Annotated in this window: 19 protein-coding genes, 1 tRNA gene and 2 pseudogenes; 16 read left to right on the forward strand and 6 right to left on the reverse strand. The window is 68.5% G+C overall.

Translation table 11 applies throughout. From position 1 onward, the window contains the following. The first annotated feature begins 4 nt into the window (after nt 1-4). The 6 genes and pseudogenes from gcvT to ACFSXZ_RS19575 all read left to right on the forward strand — a co-directional run bounded on the left by gcvT (nt 5) and on the right by ACFSXZ_RS19575 (nt 5297). Entirely contained in the window at nt 5-1081 is a 1077-nt protein-coding gene (gcvT, locus tag ACFSXZ_RS19550; protein WP_378266544.1) for a glycine cleavage system aminomethyltransferase GcvT, read from the forward strand. A 259-nt stretch (nt 1082-1340) separates the two neighbouring features. Further along, nucleotides 1341-1685, forward strand: coding sequence for a LysM peptidoglycan-binding domain-containing protein (locus ACFSXZ_RS19555; RefSeq protein WP_378266545.1), 345 nt, complete (start codon nt 1341-1343; stop codon nt 1683-1685). Nucleotides 1686-2007: 322 nt separating this feature from the next. Continuing rightward, nucleotides 2008-2205 (forward strand): annotated as a pseudogene (locus tag ACFSXZ_RS19560) (IS5/IS1182 family transposase); the annotation flags it as partial. A 69-nt stretch (nt 2206-2274) separates the two neighbouring features. Continuing rightward, a complete protein-coding gene (locus ACFSXZ_RS19565) occupies nt 2275-3003 on the forward strand; it encodes a hypothetical protein (RefSeq protein WP_378266546.1) in 729 nt (242 codons plus the stop codon). A gap of 69 nt (nt 3004-3072) precedes the next feature. Further along, nucleotides 3073-3444: pseudogene (locus tag ACFSXZ_RS19570) on the forward strand (IS481 family transposase); the annotation flags it as partial. Between the two features lie 107 nt (nt 3445-3551). Beyond that, nucleotides 3552-5297: a transglycosylase domain-containing protein gene (locus ACFSXZ_RS19575; RefSeq protein WP_378266547.1), complete on the forward strand. Its 1746-nt coding sequence runs from the start codon at nt 3552-3554 to the stop codon at nt 5295-5297. 1 nt (nt 5298) lies between these two features. Here the strand turns inward: ACFSXZ_RS19575 and ACFSXZ_RS19580 are convergent, their stop codons facing one another. Next, nucleotides 5299-5955, reverse strand: coding sequence for an O-methyltransferase (locus ACFSXZ_RS19580; protein ID WP_378266548.1), 657 nt, complete (start codon nt 5953-5955; stop codon nt 5299-5301). Between the two features lie 116 nt (nt 5956-6071). Between ACFSXZ_RS19580 and ACFSXZ_RS19585 the strand changes: the two genes are divergently transcribed. Continuing rightward, the gene (locus tag ACFSXZ_RS19585; protein WP_378266549.1) at nt 6072-7295 is read left to right on the forward strand and encodes an NAD(P)/FAD-dependent oxidoreductase; all 1224 of its coding nucleotides are present in this window, start codon (nt 6072-6074) and stop codon (nt 7293-7295) included. A gap of 21 nt (nt 7296-7316) precedes the next feature. On the opposite strand, the gene ACFSXZ_RS19590 is transcribed toward ACFSXZ_RS19585, so the two are convergent. Next, nucleotides 7317-8546, reverse strand: coding sequence for a multidrug effflux MFS transporter (locus tag ACFSXZ_RS19590; protein ID WP_378266550.1), 1230 nt, complete (start codon nt 8544-8546; stop codon nt 7317-7319). Between the two features lie 146 nt (nt 8547-8692). On the opposite strand from ACFSXZ_RS19590, the gene ACFSXZ_RS19595 reads away from it, so the two are divergent. The 3 genes from ACFSXZ_RS19595 (at nt 8693) to ACFSXZ_RS19605 (ending at nt 14379) form a co-directional block, all read left to right on the forward strand. Continuing rightward, entirely contained in the window at nt 8693-9850 is a 1158-nt protein-coding gene (locus tag ACFSXZ_RS19595) for a lactate 2-monooxygenase (protein WP_378266551.1), read from the forward strand. Between the two features lie 60 nt (nt 9851-9910). Next, nucleotides 9911-13786, forward strand: coding sequence for an ATP-dependent RNA helicase HrpA (gene hrpA / locus ACFSXZ_RS19600; protein WP_378266552.1), 3876 nt, complete (start codon nt 9911-9913; stop codon nt 13784-13786). 221 nt (nt 13787-14007) lie between these two features. Beyond that, complete coding sequence (locus ACFSXZ_RS19605; RefSeq protein ID WP_378266553.1) at nt 14008-14379, forward strand: hypothetical protein; 372 nt, start codon at nt 14008-14010, stop codon at nt 14377-14379. Nucleotides 14380-14484: 105 nt separating this feature from the next. Here the strand turns inward: ACFSXZ_RS19605 and ACFSXZ_RS19610 are convergent, their stop codons facing one another. Next, nucleotides 14485-16167, reverse strand: coding sequence for a bifunctional 3'-5' exonuclease/DNA polymerase (locus tag ACFSXZ_RS19610; protein WP_378266978.1), 1683 nt, complete (start codon nt 16165-16167; stop codon nt 14485-14487). Nucleotides 16168-16273: 106 nt separating this feature from the next. Here ACFSXZ_RS19610 and ACFSXZ_RS19615 point away from each other — a divergent pair, with 106 nt between their 5' ends. Beyond that, complete coding sequence (locus tag ACFSXZ_RS19615) at nt 16274-17875, forward strand: acyl-CoA synthetase (RefSeq protein WP_378266554.1); 1602 nt, start codon at nt 16274-16276, stop codon at nt 17873-17875. 25 nt (nt 17876-17900) lie between these two features. Here the strand turns inward: ACFSXZ_RS19615 and ACFSXZ_RS19620 are convergent, their stop codons facing one another. Further along, on the reverse strand, nt 17901-18806 hold the full coding sequence (locus ACFSXZ_RS19620) for a hypothetical protein (RefSeq protein ID WP_378266555.1): 906 nt from the start codon (nt 18804-18806) through the stop codon (nt 17901-17903). A 255-nt stretch (nt 18807-19061) separates the two neighbouring features. On the opposite strand from ACFSXZ_RS19620, the gene ACFSXZ_RS19625 reads away from it, so the two are divergent. Together ACFSXZ_RS19625 and ACFSXZ_RS19630 are read left to right on the forward strand one after the other, a co-directional pair. Beyond that, nucleotides 19062-19721, forward strand: a complete 660-nt coding sequence (locus ACFSXZ_RS19625; RefSeq protein WP_378266556.1) for a histidine phosphatase family protein — start codon at nt 19062-19064, stop codon at nt 19719-19721. 3 nt (nt 19722-19724) lie between these two features. Further along, nucleotides 19725-20651 carry an SMP-30/gluconolactonase/LRE family protein gene (locus tag ACFSXZ_RS19630; RefSeq protein WP_378266557.1) on the forward strand — a complete coding sequence of 309 codons (927 nt, stop codon included), beginning with the start codon at nt 19725-19727 and terminating at the stop codon, nt 20649-20651. 325 nt (nt 20652-20976) lie between these two features. On the opposite strand, the gene ACFSXZ_RS19635 is transcribed toward ACFSXZ_RS19630, so the two are convergent. Both ACFSXZ_RS19635 and ACFSXZ_RS19640 read right to left on the reverse strand, forming a co-directional pair. Next, the gene (locus ACFSXZ_RS19635) at nt 20977-21621 is read right to left on the reverse strand and encodes a TetR/AcrR family transcriptional regulator (RefSeq protein ID WP_378266558.1); all 645 of its coding nucleotides are present in this window, start codon (nt 21619-21621) and stop codon (nt 20977-20979) included. Between the two features lie 526 nt (nt 21622-22147). After that, nucleotides 22148-23188, reverse strand: coding sequence for a LacI family DNA-binding transcriptional regulator (locus ACFSXZ_RS19640; protein ID WP_378266559.1), 1041 nt, complete (start codon nt 23186-23188; stop codon nt 22148-22150). Nucleotides 23189-23434: 246 nt separating this feature from the next. On the opposite strand from ACFSXZ_RS19640, the gene lpdA reads away from it, so the two are divergent. From lpdA to ACFSXZ_RS19655, 3 genes are all read left to right on the forward strand, one after another. Further along, on the forward strand, nt 23435-24832 hold the full coding sequence (gene lpdA / locus ACFSXZ_RS19645; protein WP_378266560.1) for a dihydrolipoyl dehydrogenase: 1398 nt from the start codon (nt 23435-23437) through the stop codon (nt 24830-24832). A gap of 78 nt (nt 24833-24910) precedes the next feature. Continuing rightward, nucleotides 24911-25648: an SDR family oxidoreductase gene (locus tag ACFSXZ_RS19650; protein WP_378266561.1), complete on the forward strand. Its 738-nt coding sequence runs from the start codon at nt 24911-24913 to the stop codon at nt 25646-25648. A 91-nt stretch (nt 25649-25739) separates the two neighbouring features. Beyond that, nucleotides 25740-25813: transfer RNA gene (locus ACFSXZ_RS19655), tRNA-Arg, on the forward strand. The last annotated feature ends 176 nt before the right edge of the window (nt 25814-25989 follow it).

Raw genomic sequence — 25989 nt, forward strand, 5'->3', positions numbered from 1 at the left:
AACCGTGCGCACCTCGCTCTACGATGTCCACAAAGGACTCGACGCGCTGTTCACCGACTTCGCCGGCTGGGAGATGCCGGTGCGCTACACCAGCGAACTGGCCGAACATCGCGCGGTCCGTGAGGCCGCCGGGCTGTTCGACCTTTCGCACATGGGGGAGATCGAGGTGACCGGCCGCGAGGCGGGCGCCGCACTCGACTACGCGCTCGTCGGCAACCTCTCCGGTGTCGAGCCCGGCCGTGCCCGGTACACGATGATGTGCGACGCCGAGGGTGGCGTGCTCGACGACCTGGTGGTGTACCGGATCGGCGAATCGCAGTTCCTCGTCGTGGCCAACGCGGGCAACGCCGCCATCGTGTTCGCGGAGCTGCTCAAGCGGACCGGAGCCTTCGACGCCGAAGTCACCGATCGGTCTTCGGAGACGGCGTTGATCGCGGTCCAGGGCCCGCGTGCGGCCGACATCGTGGGCACGGTGACCAGCGCCGACCTCGCGAGCCTCAAGTACTACGCCGGTATGCCGGCGAAGGTGGGCGGCCAGGAGGTGTTCCTCGCTCGCACCGGTTACACCGGTGAGGACGGTTTCGAGCTTTTCGTTCCTTCGCCCGAAGCAGAGGCGCTGTGGAGTGCGCTCACCGCGGCGGGAGAGTCCCACGGGTTGCTGCCCGCGGGGCTCGCCAGCCGTGACACGCTCCGTCTCGAAGCCGGAATGCCCTTGTACGGCAACGAACTCACCACCGCGGTGTCCCCCTTCGAAGCGAATCTGGGCCGGGTGGTGAAATTCGCGAAACGGGATTTCGTCGGCAAAGGGGCTCTCGAGCGGCGCCGTGAACCGGCCAAGGTGCTCGCGGGCCTCCGGGGTGCCGGCCGTCGCTCGCCACGGCACGGCTACCGGGTGCTCGACGGCGAACGCGAGGTCGGAGAAGTGACCAGTGGAGCGCTCTCCCCGACGCTCGGGTATCCGATCGCGATGGCTTACCTGCCAAAAGAACTGAGCGAGCCGGGCACGAAGCTGACCGTCGACGTCCGTGGACGCAGTGAGCCGGTGGAGGTCGTCGAGCTGCCGTTCTACCGGCGTTCCTGAAACCGGTACGCCCTGAAGGCTTTTGCCGCGCCAGGACGTTTTTGGCCGCGGTCAAGAGCGTCTCCGTCGCGTCACCCGGAACAGGCGATGAATGGTGCGGGGTAGCCGACTATCGTCGGAGTTCCACCCCGGTTCGAAGGAAAGGGGGTGGTAGGACTGCCGATCGAGAGGGTTGTACCCAGGCCGGATCCGCCTGGCCCGACTTCGATCCGCGGACGTCGCGCGGATCCGGCCGTGATCACGACCAGGGGAGCCGGATATGACCAGGAAATACACCGTCGTCCAGGGCGAGACACTGTCCGGAATAGCGCTGAAATTCTACGGCGACGCCGAACTGTATCCTCTCATCGCCCACGTCAATGGCATCAAGGATCCGGACGTTGTTCACGTCGGGCGGGTCCTCGCCATTCCGGACGCGAAGGGTTACCATTCCTACGTCGTCGCCAGCGGTGACACGCTTTGGGCTATCGCGAAGCGCTTCTACGGCAAAGGGAAACTGTTTCCCGCCATCGCCGAAGTGAACGACGTCCCGGACCCGGATCTCATTCACCCCGGGCAGGTCCTCGCGATCCCGCCGGCACCCGTGGGTGCGACCCACGGATGAAACGCCGGTAGGTCATCGTCGCGGGGGCGGTTCCGAGGCCGCCCTCGCGACGCTGTTGTACGTGATCACATCGAGGCCGCGCTCCACGTCTTTCCGTTGCTCCTCCTCGATGACGACTTGCCCTTCATTGAGCCGTTTTCATCCTGGCCGGGATATGTTGGCAGGTAAGGGGTTGTAGGTCAGGCGCTGCTTGGTCATTGGCGTGTGGGTGCCGTGAACGTGGTAAAGCCCTTGGTAGGACAGTGATCGACCAACTTCGGGCAAGCACCGAATGCACGGCATGAACCCGCAGGTCATCTCCTCCCCGGCCAGCACGTGATCCACCCCGTACAAAGCCCGCAACAAGCCCGAGTCCTGCAAGGACGCGAACCGTGCCCGGTTACGCGGCCCCGGCGAACGCGCGAACGCCCAACTCAAGACCTGGCGCATCCTGCGCAAACTCCGCTGCTTGCCCCGACGCGCCGGGAACCTGGCCAAAGCCATCCACGTCCTGCGGAACTACGAACCCGCCACAGGATGAAAAAGGGTTCACTCTTTCGTGTGCCGTCGTTGTGACGTTTGTCGACTGCGTGTTCGATACCTTTGATTCATGTCAGCTGAACTTGATCCGCCCGAACCGGCGGAACCCCTTGTGCCTGAGGAAGCCGTGCCGTGGCCGGCCGTCGGCGGGGACGGTGATGTGTTGTCCTGTCTGGAGTCCGCGGCTGTCGGGTTGCGGGAGCTCCGGGTGGCGAGGTGCTCGCGGGCCAGGTTGCCGCGGATGGTGCAACGGTTGCGGGTGGTGCTCAGCCAGGTGCAGGCGGCGCAGTTGGAGGCGGTGGCGGAGTTCGACCGCGTGGCCCCGCAGCCGTCCAATGTGGCCTTGGAGTTGTCGCTGGGTCTGGCGGTCAGTAAACACACCGCGCGGTATCAGATCGGGCTTGCTCACGCGCTGACCACGCGGTTGCCCAACACGCTGGAAGCGATGCGCCGTGGGGAGATCGACAGCTTCAAGGCCAGCCGCGTTTATGATGTCCTTGTCCAACCGGTAGGACCAGCCGGGGAGATCCTTCGTTCCGGCACCTTCACGATCACAACGCCGACCAACGACCAGTACACCAGCGACCCCGAACCCCTGCACTCAGCCCGAACCGACCCCTTCGAGGACCCACCACCCGACGACCCGCCTGCCGATGACCCACTACAGAAGGGTCCTATGTGGACATCAGTCGCGGCCGTCGACGCGCCGGTCTTCCTCACCTCGGCCACATGGTCGCACGAAATCACGCGGGCCGTTCCCAGGATGGATTGGAGCCCGAGCAAACCCGGCGTCTGGTGAAGAGTCGATCTACCGCATCGCCCGCAGTGATCCCAACGGGCTGGGGCAGCCCTTGACCACCTGGAGCCTGGCATCATCATCTCCGCGCGGACCGTCGGCCGGCACCTGCTGCGCCTCGGCCTCAACCGGCGCCGGTTCCTCGACCCCACCGGCGACGGCAACCGCCGGCCACGACGGATCATCGCCCGCTGGCCAGGGCACATGGTCCACCTCGACGTGAAGAAGACTGGCCAGATTCCCGATGGTGGCGGCTGGCGCATCCACGGCAGGGGCAGCGACCAGGACCGGCGGGTCGCACGCGGCAAAACCCGCGGCGGCCGGCCCCGCTACACCTACCTGTACTCCGCCGTCGACGGCTACTCGAGGCTGGCCTACACCGAAGCCCTGCCCGACGAGAAAGCCCGCACCGCCATCGGGTTCGTCCACCGCGCCCGGGCATTCAATGTCACCAACGTCATGGCCTCATACAACTGGTTCACCCGGCGTTACATCACGAATTCATATCGAACCGGTGCAACGGCCCTGACCGTTGCCCCCATCTGAAGATCGTGACGCTTTCACGGAAGCAGCGAAAGTCCAGCAAGGTGTGGCGGCGCACCCGCCGCACCCTCTACGTGCTCACCGGCCTGGCCCTGGGGGTCCCGGCGATCGCCTTCATGATCGGTTACCTGCTGTGGGACGTGGAAAGTCCACGACATGTCCTGGCGGAACTTGACCGGACCGTCGTGCTGAACTACTCCGACGGCACACCGATGATGAAGATCCTTCCCGAAGACGGCGACCGTCAGTACGTCCAGTTCGCGGATGTGCCCGCCAAGCTGGTCAGCGCCATCATCGCGGTCGAAGACCCGACCTTCTGGACCAACGACGGGTTCGAGCCCCGGGGCATCGTCCGCGCGATGGTCACCGGGGTGGGCGGCGGCTCGGGGATCACCCAGCAGTACATCAAGAACTCCACCGGTGACGACGACGCCTCCTATTTCCGCAAGTTCAAGGAACTCGTGCTGGCGACCAAGGTCACGCGCGAGCGGAGCAAGCAGGACATTTTCGAGAGTTACGTCAACCTCGTCTCGTTCGGCCGCAACACCCACGGTCCGGCAGCGGGGATGAACGCCTACTTCGGCAAGCCGCTGGCGAGCATGACCTGGAGTCAAGCCGCCTTCCTCGCGGGGATGCTGCAGGCACCGTACGGGCACGACCCGGCCGCGGTCGGCGACGGCGAGGCGGCGAAGCGCTGGGAGTACGCGGCGAACAAGCTGGTCGAACGCGGCTACATCTCGCCCGCCGACCGTGCCGCCATGGCGTATCCGGGCAAGGAGATCGTGCCACCGGGTCAGACGGCCGGGGGCAAACTCTCCTTCACCGAATACCACATTCAGCAGGAAGTGCTCGCGGAACTGGAGGCGCAGGGCTATTCCCTGGCCCGTCTCCGGCGTGAGATCGCCACCGTGCGGACCACCATCGACCGGAACGCACAGGCCCGCGCCGTCCAGGTCCTGCACGATCGGCTCGGCGGGCAGCCGGACTACCTCCGCGCGGCCGTGGTGTCGATCGACCCGAAGACCGGCGGCGTGCTCGCCTACGCGGGTGGAGACTGGAGCGCGCGGGACTATGCCTCCACCCCGCACCGGACCGGTACCGCCTTCCGGCCGTTCCCGCGTGCGACGGCCGTCGCACGCGGGGAGCCGGTGACGCCGCCGAACATCCGGCAAACGGCCTATGACGCCGGTATTCCGGAGTTCGTGGACGGCCAGCGCACCCTGACCCAGGACGACGATGTGCACATCGCGACCACGATCGGCGACGGCGTCTACCGCCTCCGTCCGCTCGACCTGGCCGGGGCGTATGCCACCTTCGCCAACCACGGCACGCGGGTGCCCCCGCATTTCGTCGGCGGGGTGGGCAAAGGCAAGCCCGCCTTCGGGGACAAATCGACCGCCGTCGCGGCCATGGCCGTCGCCACCGGCGGGTACGGCCCGCTCCCGGGTGAATTCCGCCTCGGCGACACCGGTGACGACTACTCCGACGCCTGGGCGATCAACCTCGGTCCGCAGACGGTGACGGCGGTCTGGGTCGGTTCGGACGACGAGCGTGCACTGCGGACCGCCGACGGCAGGGCGGTCACCGGAGAGTCCCTTCCGACCATCATGTGGCACGAGATCACCGCTCCGACGGACGGTGTGCCCCGTGGGCGCACGTGGTTCGATCCCCGCAAGCAATTCGGGCTGGCGGCGGGCGATGGCCTTCCGGGTGCCATCACTTCCCGAAAACCGGACGACGGGTTCCGGCCGTGAGTCAGCTCGTGACGAGTGCCAGCGCGAAACCGTCGTAACCCTTGGTGCCGACGGTCTGCAAGGCCGTGGCATCGACGCGGGGTTCGGCGGCGATCAGTTCATGCATCCGCCGGACCCCGCGGACGCGAGGGTCGGCCGTGCCCGCCTCGGCGACCTTGCCGTCACGGACCACGTTGTCCGCGACGATCATCGTTCCGGGACGGGAAAGCCGCACCGCCCACTGGAAATACTCGGGATAGCTCTGCTTGTCGGCGTCGATGAAGATCAGGTCGAACTTCTCGTCGAGGGCGGGAAGCAGGTCGAGCGCGGCGCCGACCCGGAGTTCGACGATCCCCGACAGCCCGGCCAGCGCGATGTTCTCGCGCGCCACTTCGGCGTGCGCCGGGTCCGCTTCCAGCGTGAGGAGCCTGCCATCGGCGGGCAGGGCGCGACCGAGCCAGATCGTGCTGTAGCCGGCGAGCGTGCCGAGTTCGAGGATCGTCTTCGCCCGCCCGAACCGGGCGAGCAGGTTCAGGAAAGCGCCCTGGTTCGGCGCCACGGCGATGGCGGGCAGCCCGGCCGCGTCACTGTTGGCGAGCACCTGGGCCAGGACCGGGTCGTCCGGGATGAGTTCGCCGGCCAGATACTCGTCCACCCGGGTCCACAGCGCTTCGTCCACCGGTCCTCCTCCACGCCGCACGCGGCGCACGCCTGATCCGCTGACCCGACTTGCGGTTCGCCGGGATTCCTGCGAGAACGATAACCGCAGCGAGAAACCAGAGGGGAGCGGTGACGATGGCCGAGCCACGGCGAATCGTGATCATCGGGTCCGGGCTGGCGGGTGCTTCCGCGGCGGCTCACCTGCGTGAACGGGGCTATACGGGCCAAATAGTCGTCCTCGGCGCGGAGTCGCATCGCCCCTACGAACTGCCGCCGCTGTCGAAGGGTCTGCTGCTCGGTGACGCCGACGAGCCGGATTGGGTTCGTGAAGAGGGCTTCTACGCCGAGCACGATATCGACCTCCGCCTCGGTACGGTCGCCACCCGGGTGGAACTCGGTCGCCGCGTGGTCCTCGACGCGGCGGGAAACGAGCATTCCTACGACCGGTTGCTGCTGGCCACCGGCTCACAACCGCGCACACTGCCCGTGCCCGGCGGAGACCTGCCCGGCATTCGCACGCTGCGCACCCTCGACGATTCCCTCGCGCTGCGGTCGGCGTTCGGTGACGCGCGCAGCGTCGTGATCGTCGGCGCCGGCTGGATCGGCACCGAAGTGGCCGCCGCCGCGCGGCGGCATGGCGTCGAGGTGACCGTCGTCGACCGGATCACCGCGCCGCTCGTGCCCGTGCTCGGGCCCGAAGTCGCGGCGGTGTTCCAGGACCTGCACACCGCGAACGGCGTGACGTGGCGGCTCGGCGGCGGGGTCGCCGAGTTCACCGGCGGGCCCGGCGGAGTCCGCGGAGTGCGGCTCACCGACGGCACCGAGCTGACCGCGGACGTGGTGCTGGCGGCGGTCGGCGCGGCGCCGCGGGTCGACCTCGCCCACGCGGCGGGACTGGAACTGTCCGACGACGGCGGTGTCGCGGTCGACGCGAGCCTGCGCACATCCGCCCCGGACGTCTTCGCGGCGGGCGACATCGCGTCACACTTCCATCCCCGGTACGGAAAACGGGTCCGGGTCGAGCACTGGTCCAACGCCAAGGACCAGGGCACGCACGTCGCGGGAAACCTCCTCGGCGCGCACGAGGAGTACGTGTCCTCGCCGTACTTCTTTTCCGACCAGTACGACCTCGGCTGCGAATACCGCGGTCTCGCCGACCCCGATTCCGACACCCTGGTCGTGCGCGGTGACCTCGGGCGGCGCGAGTTCATCGCGTTCTGGCTCCGGGACGGCGCGGTCCAGGCGGCCATGAACGTCAACGACTGGGACCACGGTGACGCGCTCGGCCGCATCGTGGACGGGCGGCTCACCGTGGACGAGGACACCCTCGAACACGGAGACCTGTCCAGCGTCGGCTGACGGTAACCGTCCACAGAGGACTCAGGCGGGTTCCGCCCGGAGTGTGGGACGGGTCATCGTCGCGAACAGGATCAGTGCCGTCGTGGCGAATCCCGCCATCACCACGCCCATCGGCACGGCCGTGCTCTCGCCCCCGATACCGACCAGAGGCGTGGCCAGCCCACCGATGAGGAACTGCAACACCCCGAGCAGCGCCGACGCCGAGCCGGCCCGGTGCGGCTGTTCGGCCATCGCCAGCGACGAGGCGTTCGGCGTGACCATTCCCATGCTCGACACGAGGAAGAGCAGCGGCACCAGCAACGCGGGCAGCGGCAGGGCGAACACCGCCGCCAGCAGCACGCCGAGCCCGCCGAGCATCGCCATGATCAGACTGGCCGCGAGGAGCCGTCGTTCCGCGAACCGGCCGACCAGGCGGGCGTTGAGCTGGCCGGCGAACACGATACCCAGGCCGTTGGCCCCGAACACGAAACTGAATTCCTGCGGGCTGAGGCCGTAGACCTCCTGGAGCACGAACGAAGACGCCGAGATGTAGGTGAACAGCGCCGCGAAAACCAGCGCGGCCGAGAGCGCGTAGCCGAGGAAGGAACGGTCGGCGAGCAGTTCACCGTAGGTGCGCAGCGTGCGGCCGAGCCGCGCGGGGCGGCGCTGGTCCGGCGGCAGCGGCTCGGGCAACGCGAAGGACACCGCGATCAGCAGTGCCACACCGATCACGGCGAGCACCACGAACACGCCCCGCCACGGGGTGATCCGGAGTAGCTGGCCGCCCACCACCGGCGCCAGCACCGGCCCGAGACCGCTCACCAACATGAGCATCGAGAAGAACCGGGTCATCGCGACACCGGAGAACAGGTCGCGAACGATCGCCCGGGCGATCACGATCCCCGCCGCGGCACCGAGTGCCTCCAGCACCCGCGCGCCGACGAGAGCCCCCGCCGAGGGGCTCAACGCGCACAGCACCGACGACACGGCGTAGAGGACGAGCCCGACGATCAACGGCTTGCGGCGGCCCAGCGCGTCGGAAAGCGGTCCGGCAACGAGCTGCCCGAGCGCGAGCCCGACGATGAACATGGTGAGCGTGACCTGGAGCACCGCGTTACCGGCATGCAGGTCGTTCGCCATGCCCGGCAGCGCGGGCAGGTACATGTCGACCGACAGCGGCGCGAACGCGGACAAGCCGCCGAGGATGAGGGCGTAACGCACCTTGCCCGGCGCCGTTGTCTTCCTCGTGGCGTCGTTGGTGGTCGTGCTCATGCGTTTTCCTCCGTCTACTGGGCAACCGATCGTCCGGCGATCACATTCCCGTTGTGGCGGGGAACACGTGGGGCGACGGGGGCGTGGGGTGCGGTCCTCGGGGCGGCAGGCGTCGTAGGCTCCCCGGAACTCGATGAGGAGGTGCTGTGGCCACACGATTCGGTGACTACCAGAGCGAGATCTACCTGCACGGGCTCGCCGGGACGAAACCTCCGTTCACCACCGACCTCGCCGCCTTGGAAGAGGAGGCGGCCGCCAGGTTGCCCGAGGACGGCTTCGGCTACGTGGCAGGCGGAGCGGGCTCGGGCGCGACGATGCGGGCCAACCGGGAGGCGTTCGACCGCTGGAAGATCGTGCCGCGCATGCTCGCGGAGGCGACGGACCGCGACCTCACCACGACCGTGCTCGGCGACGAACTGCCCGCGCCGGTCCTGCTCGCCCCGATCGGCGCCCAGACCATCGTGCACCCCGACGGGGAGCTGGCCACGGCCCGCGCCGCAGCGTCACTGGGCCTGCCGATGATCCTGTCCACCGTCTCGTCGCACAGCGTCGAAGCGATCGCGGAAGCCGGCGGTTCACGCTGGTTCCAGCTGTACTGGCCCAGTGACGCCGAGGTGTGCGCGAGCATTCTTGGCCGGGCGCGGAATGCGGGGTACACCGCGCTCGTGGTCACCCTCGACACCTGGACGATGGGGTGGCGGCCCCGCGATCTCGATCGCGCCTACGTGCCGTTCCTGAACGGCGAGGGCCTGGCCATCCCGTTCTCCGACCCGGTTTTCCGTTCGCGGCTGGCCAAGAGTCCCGAGGAAGACCTCCCGGCCGCGATGCTGGCGTGGATGTCGATGTTCACCGGTACGGACTTCGGCTGGCACCAGCTGTCGCTCCTGCGTGAGCTGTGGAGCGGGCCGATCGTGCTCAAGGGCGTCCAGCACGCCGACGACGCCCGCCGCGCGGTGGACGCCGGCATGGACGGGATCGTGGTGTCCAATCACGGGGGACGGCAGGTCGACGGCGCGCTGGCCGCGCTGGATGCGCTGCCCACGATCGCCGGGGCGGTCGGGGACCGGATCGAGGTGCTGTTCGACTCGGGCGTCCGCACCGGCGCCGACGTGATCAAGGCGCTGGCCCTGGGCGCCAAGGCCGTGCTGTACGGCCGCCCGTACGCCTATGGCCTGGGGCTCGCGGGCGAGGACGGCGTGCGGCATGTCCTGCGCTGTCTGCTCGCCGAGCTCTACATCACCCTCGGTCTCGCCGGGTACCGCACCCCGTCGGAGCTGTCCCCGTCGCTGTTGCGTCGCGGGTGATCGGAACCGCTTCGCACGAGCCACTAATCCGCTCGCGCGTACCGGTATCCTGGAAGCCGTATGTCTACGGCTTCCCCCCTTGACGACCTGCGGGCCCGCCTGCCCGGGTTGACGCTGCGCGACGAGCACCGGCTCCGTCGCCGCATCGACGGCGCCCGCAAGGCGCGTGATCGCCGCCGGGCCGAGGGCGAGATCGCCGCCGCCGTCGAGGCCGCCGAACTGCGGGTGCGAGCGCGGCGCGAGAGCGTGCCGAAGCTGAAGTATCCGGAGGAACTGCCGGTCAGCCGGCGGAAGGACGAGATCGCCGACGCGATCCGCGACCACCAGGTCGTGATCGTCGCGGGCGAGACCGGGTCCGGCAAGACCACCCAGTTGCCGAAGATCTGCCTGGAACTCGGCCGCGGGGTGCGGGGCCAGATCGGGCACACCCAGCCGCGCCGCCTCGCCGCGCGGACGGTCGCCGAGCGGATCGCGAGCGAACTGGACACCGAGCTGGGCTCGTCCGTCGGGTACAAGGTCCGGTTCACCGACACCGGTGGCGACGACACTCTGGTCAAGCTGATGACCGACGGCATCCTGCTCGCCGAGATCGGCGCCGACCGGATGCTGCGCCGTTACGACACGATCATCATCGACGAGGCGCACGAGCGCAGTCTCAACATCGACTTCCTGCTGGGCTACCTCAAGCAGTTGCTGCCGCGCCGTCCCGACCTCAAGGTCGTCATCACCTCGGCGACCATCGACCCCGAGCGCTTCTCCGCGCATTTCGGTGACGCGCCGATCGTCGAGGTCTCCGGCCGCACGTATCCGGTCGAGGTGCGTTACCGGCCGATCGTCGACCCGGACGACGAGAGCGCCGATCCCGACCGTGACCAGGTCCAGGCCATCGGTGACGCGGTGGCCGAGCTGTGTGCCGAGGGCCCGGGGGACATCCTGGTCTTCCTTTCCGGCGAGCGCGAAATCCGGGACACCGCGGACGCCTTGTCCAAACAGGACATCCGGAACACCGAGATCCTCCCGCTCTACGCCCGGCTTTCCGCCGCCGACCAGCATCGCGTCTTCGCCCGGCATACCGGCCGTCGCATCGTGCTCGCCACCAACGTGGCGGAGACCTCGCTGACCGTGCCCGGCATCAAGTACGTGATCGACCCGGGCACCGCGCGCATCTCGCGCTACAGCCACCGCACCAAGGTCCAGCGCCTGCCGATCGAGCGGATCTCGCAGGCCTCGGCCAACCAGCGCAAGGGCCGCTGTGGCCGGACGTCGGACGGCATCTGCGTCCGTCTCTACACCGAGGCGGACTTCGTTTCCCGTCCCGAGTTCACCGAGCCCGAGATCCTGCGCACCAACCTCGCTTCGGTCATCCTCCAGATGACCTCGCTCGGCCTCGGAGACATCGCGGCGTTCCCGTTCGTCGAACCGCCGGACCGGAGGCAGATCAGCGACGGGGTGAACCTGCTGCGCGAACTGGGGGCCTTCGACGACAAGGGCGCCCTGACCACCGTCGGACGGCAGCTCGCGCAGCTTCCGGTGGATCCCCGGCTGGGTCGCATGGTGCTGGAGGCCGCGACGAACGGGTGCGTGCGCGAGGTCATGATCATCGCCTCCGCACTGTCCATTCAGGACCCCCGCGAGCGGCCCGCCGAACGGCAGGAGGCGGCGGCCGCCCAGCACGCCCGCTTCGCCGACAAGACCTCGGACTTCCTGGCGTATGTGAACCTGTGGGAGTACCTGCACGAGAAGCAGAAAGCGCTTTCGGGCAACCAGTTCCGCAAGCTCTGCCGAGCCGAGTTCCTGAACTATCTGCGCGTGCGCGAATGGCAGGACATCTACGCCCAGCTTCGCCAGCTGGCCAAACCACTCGGGATCACGCTGAACAGCGAGCCCGCCGATGCCCAGCGGGTGCACCTGTCGATGATCGCCGGTCTGCTCTCCCACATCGGGCTCAAGGATCCGGAGAAGGGTGATTACGTCGGCGCGCGCGGCGCCCGCTTCTCGGTGTTCCCCGGCTCTTCGCTGTTCAAGAAGCAGCCGCGGTGGGTGATGGCCGCGGAACTGGTGGAGACGTCACGGCTGTGGGCGCGCGTGAACGCTCGGGTCGAACCCGAGTGGATCGAGCCGCTGGCCGGCCATCTGGTCAAGCGCCAGTATTCGGAGCCGCACTGGGAACGCAAGCGCGGCGCGGTGATGGCCAGCGAACGGGTCACCCTCTACGGGCTGCCGCTGGTGGTGGGCCGCAGGGTGAACTACGGCCGCATCGATCCGGGCCTTTCCCGCGAGCTGTTCATCCGGCACGCGCTCGTGGAGGGCGACTGGGACACCAACCACCGCTTCTTCCACGAGAACCGTGCGCTGCTCGACGAGGTCGAGGACCTGGAGAACCGGGCGCGCCGGCGTGACCTGCTCGTCGACGAGGGCACCCTGTTCGACTTCTACGACCGGCGCGTCGGCGAAGAGGTCGTGTCGTCGCGGCATTTCGACACCTGGTGGAAGAAGACCCGCCGCGAGGACCCCGATCTTCTCACCTTCGAAAAGGCCATGCTGATCAACGAGGCGGCGGAAGGGGTCAGGGAGTCGGACTACCCCGTCACCTGGACGCAGGGCTCGCTGGCGTTCACGCTGACCTACCAGTTCGAGCCGGGCGCCGACGCCGACGGCGTGACCGTGCACCTACCGCTGCCGCTGCTGAACCAGGTGAGCGCGGAAGGCTTCGACTGGCAGGTTCCCGGGCTCCGGGAAGAACTGGTGACCGCGCTCATCAGGTCGCTGCCGAAGGCGCTCCGCCGCAATTTCGTCCCCGCGCCCGACCACGCGAAACTGGTGCTCTCCCGGGTGAATCCCGACGACGGGCCGCTGCTGGACGTGCTCGCCGCGGAACTGGAGGCGTTGCGCGGGGTCGCCGTGCCGCCCGAGGCGTGGCAACCGGCCGCCGTCGCCGATCACCTCCGCATGACGTTCCGGGTGGTGGACGCCGACGGGGCCAAGGTGGCCGAAGGCAAGGACCTCGACGAGCTCAAACGACGCCTGAGCGGCGCGGTCCGCCAGACCATCGCCCAGGCCGCGGACGGGCTGGAACGCGGCGGTCTCACCAAGCCCGATTTCGGTGACCTGCCCAAGGTGTGGCGCGGCAGCGAGGCCGGGACCGCCAACGAGGTCAAGGCGTTCCCGGCGCTGGTGGACGAGGGCTCGACGGTGGCGGTGCGGATGCTCGAAACGCCGGTCGAGCAGGAGCAGCGGATGTGGCGGGGCACGCGGAAGCTGCTCCGGCTGAACCTCCCCTCGCCCATGAAGTTCATCAGCCGGAATCTGGGCAACCAGGCCAAGCTCGCCCTCGGGCGCAACCCGCACGGCAGTGTGGCGGCGCTGCTGGAAGATTGTGTCGACTGCGCGGTGGACCGGTTGATGGCCGACAACGGCGGTCCCGTCTGGGACGAGGCGGGATTCGCCGTCCTGCTGGAAAAGGTGCGTGGCGCGCTCAATCCGGCCGTTCTGGACGTACTGTCCGAAGTGGAACGGATTCTGCGTGCCGCCAATGACGTGGAGACGGCACTGGCGGACGCGCGTGGTCCCGCGGAATCACTCGCCGACATCCGGAAGCAGTTGGACGGCCTCGTCTTCCCGGGTTTCGTGACGGCGACCGGTTTCACCAGGCTGCCGAATCTGGTGCGCTACCTGCGGGGAATCGGGCGACGACTGGAAAAGCTGCCGACGAACGGCGCGCGGGACGCCGAGTCGCTGCGCGAGATCGCCTGGCTCACCGAGGAGTACCAGCACGCCGTGGACGCGCTGCCGCCCGGTATCGCGCCCGGCCCTGCCCTGACCGATATCCGCTGGATGCTCGAAGAACTGCGCGTCAGCTACTTCGCGCAGACCCTGGGCACGGCCTTCCCGGTCTCGGCCAAGCGCGTCCTCAAGGCTCTTGACGCGCTCGATTAGCTGACCACGGAAAATGAACACCCGGTTTCTTCGGCCGCGTCTTGTTTCGAGAATTTCCCGATCATGTTCAGTATGCGCGGTATCCGCTCACGCTGAGGAAAGATTTGTTTGTCCTGTGGCCGGGGAGTGCCAATCGATGGCATCCTCTGCGCGGCAGTATGCCTGTCCATCTCTTTGGAGGCGAATCGATGTCGAGTCGCGTTCTGCGATTCTGTTTTGCGGTGGCCGCGGTGGCCGGCCTGGGTGTCATGGCGGCGCCGACGGCGTCGGCGGCACCGGCGGACGAGCCGATACATATCGGCCCGATACATCGGGTACCGGACGACATTTGTGACCCATGGGTCGACCATCCCCGCACTGATTTTCTCAGCATTACCAGCAATTCGGCGCCCCACCGGGCGGTTTGCTTCGCCGATTGGGGCACGCTGGGGGTGAAAATCTCTCAGGCTGTCTGTGTCGGGCCAGGCCGCAACCGTATACACATCTCGTTCAGCGATCCGGGCGCCGCGCCGATCAATCTGGACCCGGGGATGGACCCGACTTGTTGGGGGTACGAGCGAACTGTGACCTTAGTCCAGATCGACGGGCTGTGATGGTAGCGCGTTCGATGACGGCCGGTCCCGGGGTGGATCCACCCCGGGACCGGGTGCTGTCCGGGCGGGCTTGGACGGTGGGAAACCGCCGCGCCCGAACCGGGGTCACTTCGCGTCGGCGTAACTGTCCACCACGGCGGTGTGCATCGGAAAGTGGACCGGGCACGAGGAGCCGAACACCAGCGCCGCGGTCTCGGCCACGGACGATTCGATGATCGCGGGCACCTGACCCGCCACCTCGTCCGGTGCGTGCACGATGACTTCGTCGTGCTGGAAGAAGACCAGGCGGGCTTCGGCGGGCAGGCGCGTGCGCAGGGTCGCCAGCAGGACGGCGGTGAAGTCCGCGGCGGAGGCCTGGACGACGAAGTTCCGGGTGAAGCGGCCCCAGTTCCGCGCGGCGCGCCGGGCACGGCCCTCGCTCGCGTCGTCCTCGGCCGCACCGCCGGTCAGCGTCCGCCAGGCTTCCGACGGTGCCGGCGAGGTGCGGCCCAGCCGCGAACGGACCCGCTCGCCCCGCTCACCCGCCAGCGCCGCACTCTCCACATAGGACACTGCTTCGGGAAAGCGGCGGCGCAGCAGGGCGAGCAGCGAGGCGGCCTCACCCGCCGTCCCGCCGTACATCGCGGAGAGCATGGCTATCTTCGCGCGGCCACGGGACTCCTCGTCCACCGTCGAGAACATCGCCTCGGACAGCCGCGCGTACAGGTCCGTGGACGCCGACGCGTCGGCCAGCCGACGATCGCCGGAGAGCGCGGCGAGAATCCGGGGTTCGAGCTGCGCGGCGTCGGCGACGACCAGCTTCCAGCCTGGGTCCGCGCGTACGCAGACCCGCAGCGTCTTGGGGATCTGGAGCGCGCCCCCACCGCTGCTGGCCCACCGTCCCGACACCACGCCGCCGACCACCCACGCGGGCCGGAACCGCCCGTCCGACACCCATTCGTCGAGCCAGGTCCAGCCGTTCGCCGAATGCAGCCGGGAAAGTTCGCGGTACTCCAGCAGCCACGGCACGGCAGGATGGTCGACACCGCGCAGGACACGGGCTCGCGCCGACGGGATCGAGATGCCCTCCCGGCCGAAGGCGCGGACGATGGTGAGCGGACTGTCCGGATTGACCGGTTTCCCGTCGAAGGCCGCACTGATCCTGGCGGCGAGCTCGACCAGTTTCTTCGGTCTTCGCCCGGCAGGCACCCGCGGACCGAGCAGGTCGGTCAGCAGGGCGTCGTGGATGTCGGCCCGCCATGGCAGCCCGTCCGCCGCCATCTCGGCCGCGACCAGCGCGCTGGCCGACTCGGCCGCGATCAGCAGCCGCATCCGGTCCGGATGCGCGGTGTGCCCGATCCGGCGTTCCTGCTCGGCGAGGACGGTTTCCATCGCGTCGGTGACCGGGACGCCGGGCGGCAGGCCGGAGCCGCGCGTGGCGAACAGCGCGGGCTGGGCATCGGTGGGAGCCGGCGGGTCGGGCGGCGGCTCCCGTCCGGTCGCCCTGGCGAAGCCGGCCGCGAGCCCCTTCGGCTCACCGGCTTTGCCTTCGTAGGCAAGGAGAAGCCCTTCCGCCAGGGCCAGATCCCGGCATCGGCCGACCCGCAGACCGCCCCGCACCAGCGCCGGGTAGTCACGCTCGACGGAGGCGAACACCCAGCGGGGCCGGCTCCGTTGTTCCAGCTCGGTCAGCCACGCGACGTAGGCGGACTCGGTGAGCCTCGCACGCTCGGCGTCGGCGGCCCCGGTGCCGGACGGCGTCCGCACCGAGTAGCCCCCGTCCTCCTCTTGACCGGCGAACGCGTACACACTCAGGATTCTGCGCGCCACCACCGACAGTTCCCATGCTGGATCGGCGGCGGGCACTGAGTTACTGTCAAGTAGGTTGTCGTGAGGCTCACGGAGGTGCCTGTTCATGCTCGTCGGCAAGGTCGCGGAAACGGCCCGCAGCATCGAAGTGATGTGGAAGGCAGGCCTGATCCCGTTCCCGAGAATCGACGAGGGCATTCACAGCCTCATCGCCATGCGCAAGCTCGGCCCCTTCGCCGCCGCCGCAGGCAACGCCGCGCGCCGTGACCCTTCCGCCGTCGGGCTGGTCGACGAGCGGGGACCCCTCACCTTCAAGGAGCTGGACCTGCGGTCCAACGCGTTGGCGAGGGCGCTTTCGGAGCGCGGGGTCAAGCCGGGCACCGTGCTCGCGACGCTGTGCCGGGACCACCGTGGCCTGGTCACCACCGCGCTGGCCTGCGGCAAGCTCGGTGTCCGGCTGCTGCTGCTGAACACCGGGTTCGCCAAGCCGCAACTCGCCGATGTCGTCGAGCGTGAAGGCGTCGGCGTGCTGGTGTACGACGAGGAGTTCACCGAACTGCTGTCGGTCGTGCCGGACCGGGTGCGGCGCTTCCTGTCGTGGGTCGAGGGCGAGGTGCCCCGGGGCATCCCGGTGATCGACGAGCTGATCGCGAGCACCGACGACCGCCCGGTGCCCGCGCCCGCGCGGTCGGCCGGATTCGTCCTACTCACCAGCGGCACCACCGGCACCCCGAAGGGAGCGCCCCGCGAGGGCACCTCGCTGTTCTCCTCGGCGCAGCTTCTCGACCGGATTCCGTTGCGCGCGGGGGAATCCACGTTTCTCGGCGCGCCGCTCTTCCACGCCACCGGCGTGTCGCAGTTCATCATGTCCTTCGCGCTCGGGTGCAAGGTCGTGATGCGGCGGCGGTTCGACCCCGAAGCCACCGTGGCCGGCGTGGCGCGGCACCGCTGCACGGCGCTCGTCCTGGTGCCGACCATGTTGCAGCGCATCGTCGACCTGGGGCCGGAAGTGCTGTCCCGCTATGACACCTCCTCGCTGCGGATCATCTTCGTCGCCGGTTCCGCGCTTTCACCGGATCTCGGCAACCGGGCGACCGAGTTCTTCGGCGACGTGATCCACAACCTCTACGGGTCGACCGAGGTCGCGGTGGTCTCCGTGGCGATGCCCGGGGACTGGCGGAAGGCACCGGGGACGGTGGGAAGGCCGCCGGTCGGCTGCCGTGTCGCGCTCTACGACGCGAACGGGCGCCGGATCACCGAGCCGGGGGTGACCGGACGGGTTTTCGCGGGCAGCGGCCTCAGTTTCCAGGGCTACACCGACGGCGGGCAGAAAGAGATCATCGACGGGATGCTCGCCACCGGCGATGTCGGGCATTTCGATGGAGACGGACTGTTGTTCATCGACGGCCGCGATGACGAGATGATCGTGTCGGGCGGCGAGAACGTCTATCCCATCGAGGTGGAAAACCTTCTGGTAGAGCACCCCGCCGTAGGCGAGGCGGCGGTGATCGGGGTGCCCGACGACGAGTTCGGTCAGCGGCTCAAGGCGTTCGTGGTGCCCGCCGCGGGCGCGTCCCCGACGGCCGACGACATCCGGTCCCACGTGCGGTCGAACCTAGCGCGGTACAAGGTGCCGCGCGACGTCGAATTCCTCGACGAGTTGCCCCGCAACGCGACCGGCAAGCTCCTGCGCTCACAACTGGGCTGAGGGCCGTCCGCTACCACGAGGGCGCTCACAACCACGAGATGCCGAACACCCCGGGACCGAAGTCGAGCGCGATCGCGTGCACGCCACCGGTGGCGTCGAGTTTCAGGTCACGGCGTTGTTCGGGATCCTCGCCGGCGCGCGAGTACTGCCAGCATTGGCGCGGCGGTGTGTGGAACCGGATTTCCAGCAGGTATTCCCGCACCGGTCGGCGGAACTCGCGATAGTAGGTGTTCCGGCATTCCGGGTACGGGGGCCCGCCGTTGGCGAGCGTGTACTCGATGAGCTGGGTTTCGCCACGGTCGATCGAGCGGTCGAAGAGCAGTTCCGCCGCGGTGAGGCCGTGTTCGGTGTCGACCTCGACGCGTCCGGCCGTGCAGTTGCGCAGCGCCTGCAGGTACGGCGGCCCGGCGTCCGCGCCGCCGTGGTCGTAGACCAGGAGCCACCGGTCCTGGGCGTCCGCGGTGGCCTGGAACACCGTCCGCGCCGTGGTCGAACGCTGGCCGCCGTCCTCGGCGACTTCGCAGCGGTCGTGCACGGTGATCGGGTTGAGCCGGTGTTGTTGTTCCAGGGCGTAGGGCGCCCCGACCCGTTCGAGCAGGGCGAGCAGGGCCTCCATCGGAAAGTTGACCGTGTCGCTGGGGGGCCGGCGCCGCGCTGGCGCGCCGCGGGGCTTGGGTGGGGGCAGCAGGCCGAGCAGCTCACCGGGCCGGAGCGCGAGGACGTCTTCCAGCGCGGCGACCGCCGAGATGGAGCTGCGCCGTTCGGGCTGTCTCTTGCCGGATTGCCAGTAACTCAGCGCCGTGACACTGACGGGGATGCCTTTCGCCAGAAGGCGTGCCTGGACGCGATCGAGGCTCAGCCCGCTGCGTGCGATCGACGATCTGAGCACTCTGGCGAACGCGCTGTCACCGGCGCGTTCCGAATTCGACAAGCCTTACCGTCCCGAACGTTCACTTCACCCCGAGTGAGATTACCCTACCACTCGAATGGAGTAGTTATGGTAACTGTGAACCGTTGCCTGCGAACACAGTTCAGGGTTGCATGACGGTTGGGTAACTGGATGGGGTGATGTGTGGCCATGGGAAACAAGTCTTGGGTGCGGAGCCCGGCGAGGTCGCGGGCGGTAAGAGAGCACCGTCATGTGATGACAGTCGGTTACCTTCGGGAAATGCGCTGAGGTAACACGATGGGTGCCATTTACCTGATCTCCCATGGCCAGGCGTCGGTGGGCGCGCGGGTCTATGACCGGCTGTCGGTCAACGGCGTGGAACAGGGCGCCATCGTCGGGGCCGAACTCCTCCGGCGCAAGATCGGTTTCGCGGTGTCCCGGACGGGCTCACTGGTCCGCCAGGTCAAGACCGCCGAGACCGTGCTCGACTGGCTGGGTGCCGCGGCCATCACCAAGGAAGACGTGCGGTGGAACGAGTACCACCACGCCGACATCCTGCGCGTGCACGGCTCCGGGCTCCCGGAGCCCGCCACCTCACGCCGCATCCAGGAGGCGCTCGACCCCGCGCTGGCGAAGTGGGTCGCGGCCGGGACGGACACGCCGTGCGCCGAGTCCTGGCCCGCGTTCGTGGCGAGGATCGTCGAAGCACTCGACGAAGTCGTCGCGACCCTGGCCAAAGGGGAGAACGCGGTGGTGTTCACCTCGGGCGGGGTGATCGGCACGCTGGCCGGTCACCTGCTCGGCATGCCGGAGGTGGGCCTGCTCAGGATGAGCCGGGCGACGTTGAACTGCGGGATCACCAAGCTGGTGGCCGGAAGGAGCGGGCTCACCCTGCTCTCGTTCAACGAGCACGCCCACTTCGAGGGCCGGGCCGCCCGGCTGCTCACCTATAGTTGATCCATGGCGTTCGGCGCGGTCCGGCTCGTTCCGGTGAACGGGTCCGGCCCGGAGGATGTGCTGGCCGACGCCGACGGCCGGATCTTCACCGGTCTCGCCGACGGCCGGATCCTGCGGATCGACCCGGAAGGCGGCCGGATCGACACCATCGCCGACACCGGCGGCCGTCCGCTCGGCCTGGAGTTCTTCGGCGACGGTGAACTGCTGGTCTGCGACGCGAAAGCCGGGCTGCTCGTGGTGGAGATCGCGAGCGGGCGGGTGCGGGTGCTCACCGCGCACGCGCTGGGCCGACGCATGGTCTTCTGCAACAACGCCGCCGTCGCCACGGACGGGACGGTCTATTTCAGCGACTCTTCGGCCCGGTTCTCCCTCGATCGATGGCGGGACGACCTGATCGAACGAACGTGCAGCGGTCGCCTCCTGCGCCGCACCCCGGACGGCTCGGTCGACCTCGTCGCCGACGGACTGGAGTTCGCCAACGGGGTCGCCCTCGCACCGGACGAATCGTTCGTCGCCGTCGCGGAGACCGGAGCCCGCCGGGTTCTCCGGATCGGCCTCACCGCCGCCTCTCGCGATGTCCTGGCCGGCGATCTGCCCGGCTTCCCGGACAACATCTCGACCGGAAGCGACGGTCTGATCTGGGTCACCCAGGCGAGCCCCAGGGTGCCCGCGCTCGAAGTCGTCCAGAACCTGCCCGCCTTCGCGCGAGGACTGCTCCGCCGGGCGCCGTCCTGGATGCAACCACGCCCGGGACGCACCGTCGGCGTGCTCGGCGTGGGCGCCGACGGCGCGGTGGTCCACGAATTGAGCGGTCAGATCGACGGTTTCGCCATGCTCACCGGTGTCCGGGAGCGCGCGGGAACGCTGTATTTCGGCAGTCTCACCGGTGATGCGGTCGCGATCACCACGCTGCCTCCCGCATCGGCCTGACGCCGGTGTCCGGGCGCGGGTGAGCGCTCCGGGTCATCGGCGGGACCCGCGCGACGAGTTTCGCCGACGCGAATTCCTTTTGCGGGCTGATTTCCGTTTTTCCGGTTTCGCCGGTCTCCGCTGCTCGAACCGGGTAGCCACGGCAAGGGGTCCCGAAATCGGCGTCGAAATAGTGGGAACCCTGGCCGTGACGCGGTGGCGGTCCGCGCCTCTCCGTGCTTTTGACCGGATGAGGCTTTTCGCCGAGCGTGAATTCAGCGGCGGAGGGAAAATCGGAAAACGATCACAGGATCGTTTTGACCGCCGGCGGCCCGCACGAGAAGCGTCATACGGATGTGCACTCCGGGAGGTTTCCGGGTTCTTCGAGTACCGCGGGAAACACGTCGGCCAGCAAGGTGACCAGCGACTTGTGCAGCAGTGTGTGAACCTGAGGACGATCGAGCTCACCTCGGAGCAACAGCTCGCGGCCCGCTGCCTTGATCATCCCGGCATAGGCGCGCAACAACGCGTTGAGGGTGGCGCGATGGACGGTCTCGTGCGGCACGCCCACGGTGTCGAGCACCCGGTCGGCCGATTTCCGCTCCGCGTCGAAAAGGATCTGCTCCACCTCCGGGTCGCGGCCGATCCCCTCCGAGGTCGCGGTGACCCACATCTTTCCCTGGCTGACCACCATGTCCAGCAACCAGGAGACGGCGGCCGCGGCCCGATCCTCCAGCGGCGCGTCCGGGAAGACCTGGGTGTTCAGTTCGGGCAGGGTGACGGCGCGCCGGATGACGGCGAGATACAGTTCTCGCTTCGTGCCGAAATAGTGATTGATCAGGCCGCGCGCCACACCGGCCTCTCCGGCTATGTCCGAAGTGGACACATCCGCATAGGGGCGCTCACCGAAGAGACGTGCGGCACAGTCGAAAATCTGTTCCCTGCGCGCGTCGGGTTCCAGTCTTCGCCATCGGGGTTCGGATACGGTCATGGCGGACATCGTGGCACGGTATGTCCGGGCGAGTATCGCCTTTTTGCCAGGTTGGGCGAACGTCAGTCGTTCGGACGCATCACCGTTTGGCGTCTCCGGGAGCGCGTCCAGCGTTATCTCACATCGCCACTCACCGCGATCGAAGTGTTTTCCCTGTTGAGGCCCTCGCGCCGGTCACCGGCGTAAGGCGTCCTGATTTCGTGGCGCGCTTGTTTCGCACGGCGAGGAGATATAACCCTTGTGTGCCGGGAGTGCTCACGATGCCGTTCCGTCGCTCGAACGGCCGTACTCGGTCAGCAGTCCGCTGTACCCGTGAACAACGCTTTGAGGTCTTCGTCCGACCGTGTGGCCGTTCGAACCCGAAATTTTCAGCCATTTGCCGTGCTTGTTGTGCTGCTCAATCGTTCGCCCGGTGAACGTTGGTTCGTCCGGAATGCCCGTCGGGCAGGGAGATCGGTGAAAGGCACACGCCCGGGGCGCGGCGATGCTCGTGCACGGCTCACCCTCCGCGGGTGAGGGAAGGGCGTCAGCGGCGGCGACGGCGGCGGGCGGTCGAGCCGCGGAGGACGACTTCGGCGGGCAGGCGCCGCACGCGGCTGCGGCCGGCCTGGCCGCCCGAGAGCACGAGTTCCATCGCCTGCTCGCCCACGCGCTCCAGCGGGAGCGCGACGGTGGTCAGCGGCGGTGACAGATCCCGCACCAGCGGGATGTCGTCGAAACCGGCGAGCGAGACGTCCTCGGGCACCGAGCGGCCTCCCTCGCGCAGGGCGGTCAGCGCGCCGACCGCCATCACGTCGGTGACCGCGAACACGCAGGTGGCCCGGTGGCCTGCCGAGATGAAGTCGGTCGCCGCCGCGTAACCACCGTCGCGGTCGAGTTCGCCTTCGAAGATGTCGCGGTCGGACAGGCGGACCCCGGCGTCGGCGAGACCGCCGGAAAAGCCGTCCAGCCGTTCGAGCACGATGCTCAGCGACCGTGGGCCGGTGAGCACCGCGAAGCGGCGATGACCGAGGTGAAGCATCGCCTCGGCGAGGGCCTTCGCGCCCGCGCGGTTGTCCGGCCGCACCGTGTCGGCCTTCAGGTTGCGGTGCGTGCTGACCACCGCGACCTGACCGCCGCCCCGGCGATACGGCTCGATCTCGGCGGCCAGCGACTTTTCCCAGGCGCGGTCGTCGAACGCGGAACCGATCAGCAGGATCGCGGACGCGCGCTGCGCCCGCAGCATCGACACGTAGGCGATCTCCTTCTCCCGGTCACCGAACGTGCTGGCCAGCATCACCAGCAGGCCGTTCTCGCCGGCCACGCGCATGACGCCACGGGCGATGGTGGCGAAGTACGGGTCGCTCACGTCGTGGCACACCACGCCGACCGTCGGATGGGTCGCGCCGGCGAGCGCCTGGGCGTGCACGTTGGGGGTGTAGGCGAGGTCGGTGGCGGCGGAGAGGACCCGCTCGCGGAGGTCTTCGCGGACGTGCGTGGTGCCGTTGAGGACCCGGGACGCGGTCGCCAGGGACACACCGGCCGTCCTGGCCACGTCTTCCAGCGTCACGTGCGCTCTGCCGTTCATTCTCCAGCCCTCCCGGGGTTTGCTGGAATTCTAGGTCGATTCGGCTGTTTCGCCTGGTCAAGTCCACCCCATCGGGGAGCGGCGAGCACCGGCGGTGGCCGGCCGGTGACGGTGGACCGGCCGGGTCCGGCGGTCGGGGGAAACACGTCGGAGTCGAAGAGGGCACCGGCGAACCCGGCACCGGCGCCACGGTGATCTCCGTCCGCACCGGCTCCCCGGCGCCGCGAGCGGGCATAGGGTGCGGGTATGAGCGCACATTTCGACGTTGTGGTGCTGGGCGCGGGGCCCGGCGGGTATGTCGCGGCCATCCGGGCGGCCCAGCTCGGGCTGACCACGGCGGTCATCGAGGAGCGTTACTGGGGCGGGGTCTGCCTCAACGTCGGGTGCATCCCGTCGAAGGCGTTGCTGCGTAACGCGGAACTGGCGCATCTGGTCACCAAGGAGGCCAAGACCTTCGGCATCTCCTCCGACGGTGAAATCCGCTTCGACTACGGCGCCGCGTTCGACCGGAGCCGGTCGGTCGCCGAGGGCCGGGTCAAGGGCGTGCACTACCTGATGAAGAAGAACAAGATCACGGAATTCACCGGGCGCGGCACCTTCACCGATCCGAACACGATCGAGGTGGCCGGCGCGAACGGCACGGAGACCGTGACGTTCGACCACTGCGTCATCGCGGCCGGCGCGACCACGAAGCTGCTCCCGGGTACCTCGTTGAGCGAGCGGGTCGTCACCTACGAGGAGCAGATCCTCGACCGGGACCTGCCCGGCAGCGTCGTCATCGCGGGCGCCGGGGCGATCGGCGTCGAATTCGCCTACGTGCTGCACAACTACGGCGTCGAAGTGACCATCGTCGAGTTCCTCGACCGGATGGTGCCCCTGGAGGACGCCGAGGTGTCCAAGGAACTGGCGCGTCGCTACCAGCGGCTGGGCATCGAGGTGCTCACTTCCACCAAGGTCGAGGCGATCGACGACAGCGGCGAGAAGGTCAAGGTCACCGTCGTCTCCGACGGCTCGACGCGCACCCTCGAGGCCGACAAGGTGCTTCAGGCCATCGGTTTCCAGCCGCGCGTCGACGGCTACGGACTGGAGAACACCGGCGTCGAGCTGACCGAGCGGCGGGCGATCGCGGTCGACGGCCGCGGCCGGACGAACGTGCCGCACATCTACGCGATCGGGGACGTGACCGCGAAGCTGATGCTCGCACACGCCGCGGAGTCGATGGGCATCGTCGCCGCCGAGACGATCGCGGGCGCGGAGACCATGGAACTCGACTTCGTGATGATCCCGCGCGCCACCTACTGCCAGCCGCAGATCGCCAGCTTCGGGTGGACCGAGGAGCAGGCGCGTGAGCGCGGCTTCGACGTGCGCGTGGCGAAGTTCCCGTTCACCGCCAACGGGAAGGCGCACGGGCTGGCCGAGCCGGGCGGGTTCGTGAAGATCCTCTCCGACGCGACGCACGGTGAGCTGCTGGGTGCGCATCTGATCGGGCCGGACGTCACCGAACTGCTGCCCGAGCTGACCCTGGCGCAGCAGTGGGACCTGACCGTGCACGAAGTCGCGCGCAACGTGCACGCGCACCCGACCCTCGGCGAGGCGGTCAAGGAGGCCGTCCACGGCCTGGCCGGCCACATGATCAACTTCTGATCCGGTCGATCCCCGGCGGGCGGCCCCCCGGTCGTGGCAAGCTCTTCTCGACCATGTGAGCGAGCTTGAGGAGTGCCCATGACAGCGGTGGCCGTGGTGACCGGAGCCGGCTCCGGCCTGGGCAGGCGAATCGCCCGGGCGTTGCTGGACGAGGGTTACCAGGTGGCGTTCGCGGGCCGTCGCGAAGAGACGCTGCGCGAAGCGGCCGAAGGCCACCCCGCCGCCCTGGTCATGCCCACCGACGTGGTCGACCCCGGCCAGGTCGAGGCCCTGTTCGACGCGGTCCGCGCGGAGTGGGGCCGCGTCGACCTGCTGGTCAACAACGCGGGCGTGTTCGGGCCGACGGGCGACATCGACGAGATCGGCCTCGACGACTGGAAGCGAACCGTGGACACCAACCTGACCGGGGCATTCCTCTGCGCGCGACACGCCGTCCGGGTGATGAAGGAGCAGCGGCCGCAGGGCGGGCGCATCATCAACAACGGCTCGATCTCGGCACAGACGCCACGCCCCGGCAGCGTCGCCTACACGGCGACCAAGCACGCCATCACAGGCCTGACGAAGTCGCTCTCGCTCGATGGGCGCGCCTACGACATCGCGTGCGGACAGATCGACATCGGCAACGCCGCCACCGAGATGACCGCCGCGTTCAGCCGCGGCGCCCGCCAGGCCGACGGCACCGAACGCCCCGAACCCACCTTCGACCCGGCCCATGTGGCGGCCGCCGTGGTGTACATGGCCGGCCTCCCGTTGGACACGAACGTGCAGTTCATGACCGTCACGGCGACAAAAATGCCCTTTATCGGCAGAGGCTGAAACGATTGGCTGGCGTTCAACGATACGAGGATTGGCGTTGACTAAACTGTGGGCGTGCTCATGGCCTGCCCGCGGTGGCCGTCGGCGCCAGGCCCTGGTAGCTCAGCTGGATAGAGCAAGAGCCTTCTAATCTCTAGGTCGCAGGTTCGAGTCCTGCCCAGGGCACTGGCCGTAGCTGGGGGAACAGGCCGCGTGAGGCGGCCTGCCCGGCCCTCGTGACACCGTTCGTGACCAGAACCGCAGGTACGGTGCTGGTCAGGGCGTCGTAGTCCAAGGGGAAGGGGCGCGACCGAGGCAGCATCGACGTGCTTGCGAACGGCGCGCTGCGGGTCCGCGTCTAC

It is taken from the genome of Amycolatopsis pigmentata (genome assembly GCF_042684065.1).
Lineage (GTDB): Bacteria > Actinomycetota > Actinomycetes > Mycobacteriales > Pseudonocardiaceae > Amycolatopsis_E > Amycolatopsis_E pigmentata.

Coding starts and splice junctions, on each gene's coding strand:
- ACFSXZ_RS19630 (WP_378266557.1), top strand. CDS start 19,725: ATGGCGTTCGGCGCGGTCCGGCTCGTTCCGGTGAACGGGTCCGGCCCG.
- ACFSXZ_RS19590 (WP_378266550.1), bottom strand. CDS start 8,546: ATGAGCACGACCACCAACGACGCCACGAGGAAGACAACGGCGCCGGGC.
- hrpA (WP_378266552.1), top strand. CDS start 9,911: ATGTCTACGGCTTCCCCCCTTGACGACCTGCGGGCCCGCCTGCCCGGG.
- ACFSXZ_RS19585 (WP_378266549.1), top strand. CDS start 6,072: ATGGCCGAGCCACGGCGAATCGTGATCATCGGGTCCGGGCTGGCGGGT.
- ACFSXZ_RS19625 (WP_378266556.1), top strand. CDS start 19,062: ATGGGTGCCATTTACCTGATCTCCCATGGCCAGGCGTCGGTGGGCGCG.
- ACFSXZ_RS19555 (WP_378266545.1), top strand. CDS start 1,341: ATGACCAGGAAATACACCGTCGTCCAGGGCGAGACACTGTCCGGAATA.
- ACFSXZ_RS19650 (WP_378266561.1), top strand. CDS start 24,911: ATGACAGCGGTGGCCGTGGTGACCGGAGCCGGCTCCGGCCTGGGCAGG.
- ACFSXZ_RS19635 (WP_378266558.1), bottom strand. CDS start 21,621: ATGACCGTATCCGAACCCCGATGGCGAAGACTGGAACCCGACGCGCGC.
- ACFSXZ_RS19640 (WP_378266559.1), bottom strand. CDS start 23,188: ATGAACGGCAGAGCGCACGTGACGCTGGAAGACGTGGCCAGGACGGCC.
- ACFSXZ_RS19615 (WP_378266554.1), top strand. CDS start 16,274: ATGCTCGTCGGCAAGGTCGCGGAAACGGCCCGCAGCATCGAAGTGATG.
- lpdA (WP_378266560.1), top strand. CDS start 23,435: ATGAGCGCACATTTCGACGTTGTGGTGCTGGGCGCGGGGCCCGGCGGG.
- ACFSXZ_RS19565 (WP_378266546.1), top strand. CDS start 2,275: ATGTCAGCTGAACTTGATCCGCCCGAACCGGCGGAACCCCTTGTGCCT.